Raw genomic sequence first — 11,169 nt, 5'->3', positions numbered from 1 at the left:
CACAGCCGCTTTCGCCGAGGACGCTGCACCGACTCAATCCGTGGGGGGCTACAGCCAACCGCGCACCTCAACCCCGCGCCCCTCGCCCGACCAACAACCCCAGTTCCGCGCGGGTCTTCCGCGCCCGACCAGCAATCCCGGCACTGCGCGGGGTTAGTAAACGCGCCCAGCAGCCCCAGCCCGCGCGGAACCAGGAGCACGTCTACGCCATCCCCGCGTGCGCGGGGAGCAGAGCATGGCGAGCTGCATCATCAGGTTGGTCCCGGGTCCATCCCCGCGTGCGCGGGGAGTAGGCCCGCCGACCAGGGACTCTACCCGCAAGTAACACAAATTCTGAGCACTGTTGAGCTTCGGACATTTCAACCAAGAGCCAGCCGGCAGCCCTCCCCCCTCACCACCCCAAGCCCGCCCCAAGATCAAGCCCTCCAACCAGATCTCTCCCCCGATAAGCCCTCCCACCCCACCCCGCAGCGATATAACTACTCCCAGCAGCCAAGACCCACCCTCCGCAGCCACCACCAGCCCCCGCCAAACCCCACCCAGAAAGCCCCCCAGCCCCTTTCCCTCCCCCGTGACATTCCCCAGCCGCCACGGAAGTGGCAAGCTGGTCCGATCCTCCCGGCACCCCCAGGGAACGGAGCACGATGCCGCGCGCAGTGACGATCACCGGAACGCGCTCGACCGGCCACCGCGATCCGGCCGAGTACCGCGACGTGTTCACCGAGTACGTCGGACCGTGGGCGCTGCCCGGCGTCCGCTTCTACCTCGGCGGCGCGTCCGGGATCGACACCCTGGCGATCCTCTGGCTCGCCGAGGCCACCCCCGTCGACGTCACCGTCGCCGTGCCCGCGCGCCTGGTCGACCAGCCCGCCGACGCCCAGCACGCCATCGCCCTCGCGCGCGAGTCCGGCCGCGTCGAGGTCGTCGAGCTGGGCGGCGAGATCAAGAGCACCGGCTTCCACGCGCGCAACCGCTGGATGGTCGATCGCTCCGAGTTCGTCATCGGCTTCCCCCTCGCCGGGACGGCCGACTCCACCAGCGGCACCCACTACACCCTCCGCTACGGCGCCGAGAAGGACAAACCCCAGCTCGTCGTGCCCGTCTAAGCCATGTCCTGGACGCCTCAACCCGTCCCTAAGCCACGCCCTAGGATGCCTTAGCCCGCCTAAGGCGCATCTAGGCGCACAGATAAGGCGTCGTCCCAATGTGGCGACCGGGGTCTTAGGACGAACCTTGTACATGTCGGGCCGGAGAGGCCGACCCGGCACCACAAGGAGAAGCCAAGATGATGCACCCCGAGTTCAGCAAGGCCATCGCCGCCGACCGTGTGAAGGCCCTCCAGGCCGAGGCCAAGGCCGCCCGCCGCGCCGCCAAGGCCCGCAAGAAGTGACCGGCACGGCCGGGCGGACCCCCGCGCCGTGTCCGTCCGAACAACCAGCGCGACAACGCCCCCGCCGCCCGGCGGGGGCGTTTTCCGTATGTGGACACTCCCACTAGGCAAGTCCCTCCCCGGCACGCGCATCTCATCTGCCACGAGACGTGATCCAGACCGAGGAGTCCGATGTGCCGCCCCTGGCCCCCGAAGACCCGCCCGAAATCGGCGGTTACCGCCTCCTCGGACGGCTCGGTGCCGGTGGCATGGGCCGCGTCTACCTCGCCCGCTCCCCCGCCGGACGCCCCGTCGCCGTCAAGATCGTGCACGCCGAACTGGCCGCCGAACCCGACTTCTGCGCCCGCTTCCGCCGCGAGATCACCGCCGCCGGCCGCGTCAGCGGCGCGTTCACCGCCACCGTCCTCGACCCCGACCACCTCGCCCCCGCCATCGCCGCCGGAACCGCCTGCCTGGTCGGCAAGAACCTGGTCACCGGCCTGGACCTCGCGACGGGCAAGCCCCGCTGGCAACACCGGCCGAACGTGCAGGCGTCCGAACGGCCGGTACCGGCGGCGGGCCGCTTCCACGTCGCCACCTACGACGGGCTGCTGTCGATCGACGCCGCCTCAGGCCGGGTCGCGTGGAAGGGCCCGGAGTTCACCACCTAGCGCGCCACCGCGCAGAGCGACACCGTCTACTACGTAGGCGGCGACTTCGACACAAACTTCAGCTCCGAAACAACGCTGTACGCACTAAAATCGCGCTAGAGCCCCACGCTAAAGCGAAGCCGGAGCCAACGCCTCCCGCCCCCGAATCAAATCAGCAGCACGCTCCGCAACAGCGATAGTCGGCGCGTTCGTGTTCCCACGCGGCACCGAAGGCATCACCGACGCGTCCACCACCCGCAGCCCCTCCACCCCGCGCACCCGCAGCTCGGAGTCGCACACCGCACCGTCGCCGCCCATCGCGCACGTGCTCGTCGGGTGGAACAGCGTCGCGCACTCGCGCCGCACGAACTCCACCAGCGCCGCGTCGTCGTCCGCCTGCTCCCCCGGCGCGAACTCCCCGCCGACCAGCGCGCCCAGCGGCCCCACCGCCGCGATCTCGCGCGCCTGCCGCACCCCCGCCACCAGGATGTCCAGGTCCGCCTTGTCGGCCAGGTAGGCCGGGTCGATCAGCGGCTTGGCGTGCGGGTTGGCCGACCGCAGCGTCAGCGCGCCCCGGCTCGCGATCGCCACCGCCGTCACCATCACCGACAGCAGCCGCTGCGTCGGCTCCACCAGACCCTGGTTGATGAACGGCGTGGGCAGCACGTGGTACTGGAGGTCCGGCGCGGGCAGCCCCTCGACCGTCCGGGCGAACCCGCCCGCCTCGGCCACGTTGGACGAGTACGGCCCGCGCCCCAGCGCCTGGTACAGCGCGAAGCTGCGCGCGTTGGCCTGCTCCCACAACCCCCGGTGCCGGGGCGTCGCGAACATGACGTTCACGAACGGGTGGTCCTGGAGCCCCTGCCCCACCGGCGAGTCCACCACCACGTCGATGCCGTGCTCGCGCAGGTGGTCGGCCGGACCGACGCCCGACAACATCAGCAGCTGCGGGCTGTTCACCGCGCCGCCCGACAGCACGACCTCGCCCTCGGCCCGCGCCTCGACGGTCTCGCCGCGCACCTCGTAGCGGACGCCGACGGCCCGCCCGTCCTCGATCAGCACGCGCGTCGCCATCGCGTCGGTCACCACCGTCAGGTTGGGCCGCTCCAGCGCCGGACGCAGGTAGCCCGCCGCCGTCGACCAGCGCTTCCCGCGCTTGTGGGTCACCTGGTAGAAGCCGACGCCGTCCTGCTCCGCGCCGTTGAAGTCGGCGTTCGCCGCCAGCCCGTACGCCTTGGCCGACTGCACCCACGCCTGCGTCAGCGGGTGCTTGAAGCGCAGGTCCTCCACGCGCAGCGGCCCGCCGACGCCGTGGAACGCCGACTCGCCGCGCTGCTGGTCCTCCGCGCGCCGGAAGTAGGGCAGCAGGTCGGCGTAGCCCCAGCCCTCGCAGCCGTAGGAGTCGCGCCACAGGTCGTAGTCGTGCCGCGCCCCGCGGATGTAGATCATCGCGTTGGTGGAGGAGCTGCCGCCGAGCGTGCGGCCGCGCGGCCAGTAGACGCTGCGGCCCGCCGCGTGCTCCTGCGGGGTGGTCGTGTAGTCCCAGTCGTAGGGGCCCTTGATCAGCGACGCGACGGCGGCCGGGATGTGGATCTCGGGGGCGTCGTCGGGCGGCCCGGCCTCCAGCAGCAGCACCTTGACCGAGGGGTCCTCGCTGAGCCGGGCGGCGAGCACGCAGCCCGCACTTCCCGCGCCGACGATGATGTGGTCGTACAAGGCCGCCTCCGAAGGTCGCGCCAGGCCCGAAAGTAAGTGGAACCCTACCGAACGACCTTCGACTTCCGGCAGGGCTAAAGTGACGGCCATGGCGAAGAACAGGGAGACCCCGGTCGTGTTGTCGCAGATCTACACCCGCACCGGGGACGACGGCAGCACCGCGCTCGGCGACATGTCCCGCACGGCCAAGACCGACCCGCGCCTCGCCGCCTACGCCGACGTGGACGAGGCCAACGCCGCCATCGGCGTCGCGGTCGCGCTGGGCGGCCTGGCCGAGCCGGTGGTCACGGCGCTGACCCGCGCGCAGAACGACCTGTTCGACGTGGGCGCGGACCTGTCCTCCCCCGTCACGCCCAACCCGTCCTACCCGCAGCTCCGCATCGACGACTCCTACATCGACCAGCTCGAAGCGGCCTGCGACGCCTTCAACGAGGACCTGCCGCCGCTGCGCAGCTTCATCCTCCCCGGCGGCACCCCCGGCGCGGCGCTGCTGCACGTGGCGCGCACGGTGACCCGCCGCGCCGAGCGCTCGGCGTGGGCCGCGATCGAGGCGCACGGCGCGTCCCCGGCCACCGGCCCCGACGCCGTCGAGGGCGCGGTCAACCCGCTCACCGCCCGCTACCTCAACCGCCTGTCGGACCTGCTGTTCATCCTGTGCCGGGTCGCCAACGCGGGCCACGGCGACGTGCTCTGGAAGCCCGGCGGCGAGCGCTGAGGTAGGGCTAGCCCCACCTCCAGAATGCGGGACCGCCACCTGGCGTGCCCACCCGGCCCCCCGCCAAGCTTGACGCGACGGGTCGGACGAGCACGGGAGCGCACGTGAACAAGCGGATCGGGGCGACGGCGCCGGCGGTCGTCCTCACGCTCGGAGCCCTCGCCGGGTGCGGCGGCCTGGACGTGGGCACCGGCAGCAGCGAGCGCTCCTACGAGATCACCGACGCGATCACGGAGCTGAAGGTCGCGGGCCACGGCGACATCGAGATCGTCGGCACCGACGACCGGCGCGTCACCGTCCACGAGCGGCTGGGCTGGTCCAACCGCAACAACAAGCCGTCCACCGGGCACGCGGTGACCGGCGGCGTCCTGAAGATCACCGGCAGGTGCGGGCGCACGGTGCTGGGCATCAGCCGCTGCGACCTCTCCCACCAGGTGCGCGTCCCGCGCGGCACCCCCGTGGAGGTGGACGCCAACGACGGCAAGGTCACCGTGAGCGGCCTGACCGGCCCGGTGCGGCTGCACAACGACGCCGGCCGCGTGACCGCCCGCGACCTGCGCTCGCCCAGCCTGAAGGTGCGCAACAACGACGGCCGCATCGACGTGGCGGGCCAGGTCACCACCGTCGAGCTGACGGCGGGCACCGGCAACATCAGCGCCGACCGGCTGCGCGCCGAACGTGTCACCGCCAAGTCCGGCGACGGCTCGCTCTCCCTGCTGTTCCTCACCCCGCCGACCGACCTCAAGGCGCACACCGGCACCGGCTCGATCAACGTGCTGCTGCCCAACACCACCGGCTACGCGATCACCGCGAAGACCAGGGACAGCCCGAAGCGGATCGACCCCGCCCTGCGCCGCGACGACCGCTCCCGGTACCGGGTGGACGTGTCGAGCAACGACGGCGGCGTCAAGGTGGGCCCGGCCTGACCGACCGCGAACGGGACCCTGTCCGATCGAACGCGAACGGGCCCCGCCCGGAGAAACCGGACAGGGCCCGCACGCAGCAACATCAGGCGTCACACGACGGAATCATGCGTCAGCGGACGACCATGCCGCCCTTCCAGATCGGAGCCGCGGCGCCCGCGCTCTTGGCGCGCGCCTTGCGGGCCTCGCCGTTCACCGGCAGCGTGCTCTTCGCGAACTTCTGCGTCGCGAACGCGGCGGCGTCGGTGAGCTGGTCCAGCCCGGTCCAGCTGATGTTCTTCAGGGTGTCGCAGGAGGCGTGGTAGCACGGGTCGTAGGGCTGGCCCGCCTTGCCGCCGTAGATCTTGGCCTCCGCCGCGGTCTTGATGCCCTCCGCGCCGGAGAACAGGCCACCGGCCGGGATGCCCTGCTCGATGAACGGCCCGTAGTCGGAGCGGCCGTCGAAGGCGGTCGGCGCGGACTTCAGGCCGCGCTTGGCGAGGTAGTCCACGAAGGTCTTCTCGATGGCGCCGGAACCGGCGGGCGGGTTGGTGCCGCTGCCCATCGAGTCGTCGCCGTCGTAGACGAAGCGCACGTAGTTGGGCGAGCCGAGCATGTCGTAGTTCAGGTTGAGCGCGATCTTGGCGCGCTCGGCCGCCGACAGGCTGCCCACGTAGTGGTAGGAGCCGAGCAGCCCGGCCTCCTCGGCGCCCCACCAGGCGAAGCGCACCTTGTTCTTGATGTTCTTCTTGCCCAGCTTGCCGACCTTCTGGGCGATGGCGAGGATCGCCGCCGAGCCCGAGCCGTTGTCGTTGATGCCGGGGCCGTCGTGCACGCTGTCCAGGTGCGCGCCCACGACCACGACGTTGTCGGCGCGGCCCTGCTTGGTGTCGGCGATGACGTTGTAGGTCGGCTTGGCGGTGTTGCGGGTCTCCGCCTTCAGCCGCAGCCTCAGCGTCCCGGCCTTGGCTGCGGCGACCAGCGAGCTGCCGATCTTGTAGGTGGTGCCGAGCACCGGGAACGGCGCGGGCTCGCTCAGCCCGTAGACGGCGGGCTCGTCGTTGGGGACGTCCGCGCCGGTGCGCTGGTAGATGACCACGCCGGACGCCCCGGCGTCCGTCGCGTTCTTGACCTTGTCGCCGAAGACGCAGGTGCCGCGGCGGATCAGCGCGATGTTCCCCTTGGGGAAGCCCGCGAAGTCCGACGCCTCGCAGCCGGACGAACCGGCCGGGCCCTGGTCGCCGTCGAGGTCGACGGGCGTGACGGCGGCGGTGACGTCACCGTTGCCGGAGTACTCGTAGGTGCCGTACTCGGTGCCCGCCTTGTAGGCGACCTTGGTGGGCGCGACCTGCTCGAACGCGCCCGGCCCGAGCTGGTCGAACACCCAGAACGGGAAGCTCTGCACCTGCGGCGTGAAGCCCGCCTTCTTGAGCTGGCTGACGACGTACTTCACCGAGATGTCGTACCCGGGGCGACCCGACTGGCGGTTGCCGCCGTTGTAGTCGGAGATCTCCTGGAACGCCTCCAGGTGCTTGCGGACGTCCTTGACCGTGACGAGCTTGGCGAGGTCGGGGCCGGAGGCCGCGTCCGCCGTCGGGACCGTGACGGTGGATACGGCCAGCAGGGCCGCCGCGCCTATCGCGAGTCTGCGCAACCTTCGCTCCTGTCGGTAAGGCGGGGGGATGCCTGGATCGTGGCATTCGCTCACATACGCAACAAGAGTCGCCGTTATGACGGTTGGATCACGGAAATATCACAGACTGAGACGACCGCGGGCCCCGCCCGGAAGAACCGGACGGGGCCCGCGGCGGAAAGACGGCCGTACCGAGGGCTAGCGCAGCGAGTGGCCGTGCACGTCGGTGGTCGACTTCGGCGCGGCGGCGGCCTTGAGGGCCGCGCGGCGGCGGGCCTCACCGTTGACCGGCAGCGTGCTCTTGGCGAAGGTCTGGGTCGCGAACGCCACGCCGTCGACGTTGGTGTCGAGCAGCTTGTAGTTCACGTTCTTCAGCCCGTCGCACGCGGCGTGGTAGCACGGGTCGTACGGCTGGCCGGCGGTGCCGCCGAACAGCTTGGCCTCCTCGGGCGTCTTGATGCCCTCGGCGCCGGTGTCGATGCCGCCGGCGGGGATGCCGTGCTCGATGAACGGCCCGTAGTCGGAGCGGCCGTTGAACTCGCTCTCGACGGTGGGCAGCTTGCGCTTGGCGAAGTAGCCCTTGATGACCGCCTCGATGGCGCCCGAGCCCGCGGGCGGGTTGGTGCCCGCGCCGGAGGAGTCGTCGCCGTCGTAGACCGCGCGCACGCCGTTGGGCGAGCCCAGCATGTCGAAGTTGAGGTTCAGCGCGATCTTGGCGCGGTCGGCCTCGGAGAGGTTCTCGACGTAGTAGGTCGAGCCGACGAGGTTGATCTCTTCGGCGCCCCACCAGGCGAAGCGCACCTTGTTCTTGATGTTCTTCTTGCCCAGCTTGTTGACCTTCTGGGCGACCGCGAGGATCGCGGCCGAGCCGGTGGCGTTGTCGTTGATGCCCGCCCCGGCCGGGACGCTGTCCAGGTGGGCGCCGAGCAGCACGACGTTGTCGGCGCGACCGTGCTTGGTCTCGGCGATGACGTTGTGGGTGGTGCGGCGCTCGTTCAGCGTCTCGGACTTCACGCGCAGCTTGAGCGTGCCGGCCTGGGCGAGCGGGATGAGCTGGCGGCCGATGGCGTGGGTGATCGACATGACCGGCAGGCCCGCCGGGGTGCCCTGGGTGGCGCCGGTGATCGGGCCCTCCACGTCGGGCCGGTTGTACATGACGACCGCCGACGCGCCCGCCTTCTTGGCGTTCTCGCTCTTGACGATCAGGTTGCAGGTGCCGCGCTGGATGAGCGCGATGTTCCCGGCCGGGAAGCCCGCGAAGTCGGCCTCCTCGCAGCCGGAGGAACCGGCGTCGCCCGGCGCGGGCACGTCCACGGCCGTGACGGAGGCGGTGACGTCACCGGCGACCGAGTACTCCATCGTGTTGTACTCGGTCCCCTCCTTGTAGGAGACCTGGCCGGGGGCGGTCTGCTCCAGCGCGCCCTTGCCGGTCTGCCGGTAGAAGTCGAAGGGGAACGCCTGGGTCTTGGGGGTGAACCCGGCCTTCTTGAGCTGGCTGACGACGTACTTCACCGAGATGTCGTAACCGGGCGACCCGGCCGAGCGGTTGCCGCCGTTGTACTTGGCGATCTCCGCGAAGGCGTCGAGGTGCTTGGTGGTGTCCTTGGCGGTCACCAGGGACGCGAGGTCCGGCGCGGCCATGGCCTGCGTCGCCGGCACGGTGACCAGCGAGGCGGCCACCACGGCAGCGGCGCCGAGGGCGAGCTTGCGCATATCGCTCCTGTGGGGGGAAGTACGGGAATGTCCCGGATAGTTCCATTCCACCCCAAAAGCAACAACGCTGATCATGTGACGGTTACGTCTCGATCGGGACACGGGACGCACCACCGGCCCCACCGACAAGACGAGGGCCGCCCCCACCCTGTGGAAGCGGCCCTCGCCGTCGCGCTACCGCGTTACCGCCGCCGAGCGGAGGCGACCTGATCGGCCAACCGCGACTGCGCCTGACAGAGGACGACGAGCTCACCGGTGCCATCGGCGACCAGCTCCGGCAGGCACCCGTTCTGGAGCTGGTAGTCGGTCAGGCCGCCCAACCGCCGCGCGACGAGCCGAACGCCGACACGCTCCACACACCACCCCGGAACGAGATCGCCGGGGAGGTGGAGGGATGGTCCGCGCTGGAACGCCTGCGTCCAGGGCGCGGCCTGCTCGCGCAGCCGGACGACAGCCAGGCGGGGATCGGAGCAGATGGCGAGCGGCACACCGTCGAGCCGAACGAGCCAGGGCACCATGCCACCCGCACCGTCGGCCCGGACAGCGACCCCAACATCGGCTCCAACGGGCCCCACGCCGGGAAAGGTGACGCGGACGTGCGGCGGGATGTGTTCGTACCGCTCGGCGACACGCCATCCGGCGGCCTGGGCCTGGGCGGCGAAAGGGGCGAGGAGCCGTCCGGCGTCTCCCGCCCACTTGATCACCACCGCGCCACCAGGACGCGTTCGCGTTGCGCCTGCTCGTCCAGGCACTGGGCCAGTTCCTGGGGTCCTTCGCAGAGCAGGGTGGAGGCGAGCCCTCCGTACAGCTCTTGCATCGAGAGATAGCGGCGTCGCGTCGCGTTCCACATGGCCCCGCTCCGCGACCGCCACACCCGCCAGTCCGGGTGCGCGGCTTGCAGGGCGGTGACCCTCTCCGCAGCCGCCGCCGATGCGTCTACCATGACGGCACACCTCCTCGTGAGGTCGAGCCGCGCGGCCAGGATGGTTCTCAGGCCAGGGACCTGGCCGCGCGGCGATCTTCTCGGCGCTGTCGCGCCCGCTTTTCTTTTGATCATTTCTCGCAGTGGACGTCGGTTTCTCCTTTTATCCAGCGAGACGAAACATGATCAGTTAATGTCGCTGTCGTTCTTCGTGTTGGCACACACATTTGCCTGTCAGAACTTGTTCCGCAACTGGAAACACGAAACTAGCTTGTTGACCACACTCAGCCGCAACGCCAGGAGCATGGCCGTCACCTGGAGAAGTCCCCCATGACTGTCGAAACCGGACCCACTGCTCGCCAACGACGCCTGGCCTCCGAGCTTCGTCGCCTCAGAGAACGCGCCGAACTCACTCCAGAGGCAGCCGCCGGAATCATCGGCTGGTCCCGCCCGAAACTCGTCAAGATCGAAACTGCCCGCAACATCCCCACCGTGGCGGACGTCGTCCAGATCCTCGACGCCTACGGCGACATGGACGACGCCGTGCGACTGGCCCTGCTGGAGTTGGCCCGCACCATCCGCCGACGCGGATGGTGGGTCGCCTATGAGGACGTCCTGGCGGGCTCCTATGTCGAGCTTGAGGACGCGGCAGATTCGATCAAGTCGTGGCAGGTGCAGGTGGTCCCTGGCCTGCTCCAGACACCGGAGTACGCCCGCGCGCTCATCAAGGAACACATCCCGGACGACCCCGAGGAGATCGACCGGCGTGTCCAGGCGCGTATGACCCGCAAGACCTTGTTCGCGCGCCAGGAACCTCCGCGCGTGAGCGTGTTGCTCCTCGAAGAGGTACTGCGCCGTCCCGTCGGTGGCCCCAAGGTGATGCTGGGTCAACTGACAGCGCTTCGGGAAGCCGCGGAACTGCCGAACGTGTCGATCCGTGTCCTCCCCATCTCCGTCGGCCAGTATCCGGTGATCGGGGAAGGGGCAATGGTGATCTTCGAGTTCCCCAGCCCGCTCGACCTGTCCACCGCTTACCTGGAGACGCTCGCGGGAGGTATATACGTTGAGAACTACATCGACGTGAAGCGCTGCAACATGGCCTTCGACAAGCTGGTCGATGCCACGCTTTCCGAGCAGGACACCATCAAGCTGATCAGCGACGTCATCAAGGAGTAGCCATGTCCGACCTTCCACTGCCTCGTTGGCGCAAGAGCAGTCGCAGCGGCGGCGGCAACGACAGTTGTGTCGAGGTCGCTGGTCTTCCCGATCTCGTCGGACTTCGTGACAGCAAGGACCCTGAGGGCCCCAAGCTGGCCCTTCCACGAGACGCGTTCGGCTCGCTGCTTCAGGACATCCGCAGCGGTCGCATCACCGCCTGAGCTCGAAGCTATGGAAGGCCGCGTCCCGGATGGGGTGCGGCCTTCGCTATCAGGGACGGCCAACAACCTCAGCCCGCGCCCCGCACCCGACCAACGACCCCGGCCCCGTGCGCGAACCATCACAGCGACCCCGGCCACCGGGGACGGGGGTGCAGGGGGCAGAGCCCCTT

11 protein-coding genes are annotated in these 11,169 nt (G+C 69.9%); 6 read left to right on the top strand and 5 right to left on the bottom strand.

The features are described 5' to 3' along the window. The first annotated feature begins 644 nt into the window (after positions 1–644). A complete protein-coding gene (locus tag AH6_RS41745; protein ID WP_067491987.1) occupies positions 645–1,106 on the top strand; it encodes a hypothetical protein in 462 nt (153 codons plus the stop codon). A 433-nt stretch (positions 1,107–1,539) separates the two neighbouring features. Continuing rightward, the gene (locus AH6_RS41740) at positions 1,540–2,040 is read left to right on the top strand and encodes an outer membrane protein assembly factor BamB family protein (RefSeq protein ID WP_067491985.1); all 501 of its coding nucleotides are present in this window, start codon (positions 1,540–1,542) and stop codon (positions 2,038–2,040) included. 108 nt (positions 2,041–2,148) lie between these two features. On the opposite strand, the gene AH6_RS41735 is transcribed toward AH6_RS41740, so the two are convergent. Then, positions 2,149–3,735 (bottom strand): GMC family oxidoreductase, encoded by a 1,587-nt coding sequence (locus AH6_RS41735; protein ID WP_067491983.1) that lies wholly within the window; start codon positions 3,733–3,735, stop codon positions 2,149–2,151. Positions 3,736–3,823: 88 nt separating this feature from the next. On the opposite strand from AH6_RS41735, the gene AH6_RS41730 reads away from it, so the two are divergent. Then, positions 3,824–4,450, top strand: coding sequence for a cob(I)yrinic acid a,c-diamide adenosyltransferase (locus AH6_RS41730; RefSeq protein WP_067491981.1), 627 nt, complete (start codon positions 3,824–3,826; stop codon positions 4,448–4,450). A gap of 104 nt (positions 4,451–4,554) precedes the next feature. Next, positions 4,555–5,376, top strand: a complete 822-nt coding sequence (locus tag AH6_RS41725) for a DUF4097 family beta strand repeat-containing protein (RefSeq protein ID WP_067491979.1) — start codon at positions 4,555–4,557, stop codon at positions 5,374–5,376. A 109-nt stretch (positions 5,377–5,485) separates the two neighbouring features. Here AH6_RS41725 and AH6_RS41720 read toward each other — a convergent pair whose 3' ends face one another. The 4 genes from AH6_RS41720 to AH6_RS41705 all read right to left on the bottom strand — a co-directional run bounded on the left by AH6_RS41720 (position 5,486) and on the right by AH6_RS41705 (position 9,641). Continuing rightward, complete coding sequence (locus AH6_RS41720) at positions 5,486–7,006, bottom strand: M28 family metallopeptidase (protein WP_067491977.1); 1,521 nt, start codon at positions 7,004–7,006, stop codon at positions 5,486–5,488. Between the two features lie 177 nt (positions 7,007–7,183). Then, positions 7,184–8,698 (bottom strand): M20/M25/M40 family metallo-hydrolase, encoded by a 1,515-nt coding sequence (locus tag AH6_RS41715; protein ID WP_067491976.1) that lies wholly within the window; start codon positions 8,696–8,698, stop codon positions 7,184–7,186. A gap of 182 nt (positions 8,699–8,880) precedes the next feature. Continuing rightward, positions 8,881–9,405: a hypothetical protein gene (locus tag AH6_RS41710; RefSeq protein ID WP_067491974.1), complete on the bottom strand. Its 525-nt coding sequence runs from the start codon at positions 9,403–9,405 to the stop codon at positions 8,881–8,883. Continuing rightward, a complete protein-coding gene (locus AH6_RS41705; RefSeq protein ID WP_067491972.1) occupies positions 9,399–9,641 on the bottom strand; it encodes a hypothetical protein in 243 nt (80 codons plus the stop codon). The genes AH6_RS41710 and AH6_RS41705 overlap by 7 nt, the downstream gene beginning before the upstream one ends. Positions 9,642–9,950: 309 nt before the next feature. Between AH6_RS41705 and AH6_RS41700 the strand changes: the two genes are divergently transcribed. After that, positions 9,951–10,796 carry a helix-turn-helix domain-containing protein gene (locus AH6_RS41700; protein ID WP_067491970.1) on the top strand — a complete coding sequence of 282 codons (846 nt, stop codon included), beginning with the start codon at positions 9,951–9,953 and terminating at the stop codon, positions 10,794–10,796. Between the two features lie 2 nt (positions 10,797–10,798). Beyond that, positions 10,799–10,999 carry a DUF397 domain-containing protein gene (locus tag AH6_RS43255; RefSeq protein WP_083983971.1) on the top strand — a complete coding sequence of 67 codons (201 nt, stop codon included), beginning with the start codon at positions 10,799–10,801 and terminating at the stop codon, positions 10,997–10,999. Positions 11,000–11,169 lie beyond the last annotated feature (170 nt).

The sequence above is a fragment of the Actinomadura hibisca NBRC 15177 genome, from assembly GCF_001552635.1.
In the GTDB taxonomy this organism is placed as follows: domain Bacteria; phylum Actinomycetota; class Actinomycetes; order Streptosporangiales; family Streptosporangiaceae; genus Spirillospora; species Spirillospora hibisca.
Note: the sequence above shows the minus strand (reverse complement) of the source record. Positions and strands in the feature narration are given on the sequence as shown.

Bases quoted from the DNA above. Each gene is read 5' to 3' on its own strand.
- AH6_RS41745 (WP_067491987.1), top strand. From the start codon at position 645: ATGCCGCGCGCAGTGACGATCACCGGAACGCGCTCGACCGGCCACCGC.
- AH6_RS41730 (WP_067491981.1), top strand. From the start codon at position 3,824: ATGGCGAAGAACAGGGAGACCCCGGTCGTGTTGTCGCAGATCTACACC.
- AH6_RS41715 (WP_067491976.1), bottom strand. From the start codon at position 8,698: ATGCGCAAGCTCGCCCTCGGCGCCGCTGCCGTGGTGGCCGCCTCGCTG.
- AH6_RS41705 (WP_067491972.1), bottom strand. From the start codon at position 9,641: ATGGTAGACGCATCGGCGGCGGCTGCGGAGAGGGTCACCGCCCTGCAA.
- AH6_RS41700 (WP_067491970.1), top strand. From the start codon at position 9,951: ATGACTGTCGAAACCGGACCCACTGCTCGCCAACGACGCCTGGCCTCC.
- AH6_RS43255 (WP_083983971.1), top strand. From the start codon at position 10,799: ATGTCCGACCTTCCACTGCCTCGTTGGCGCAAGAGCAGTCGCAGCGGC.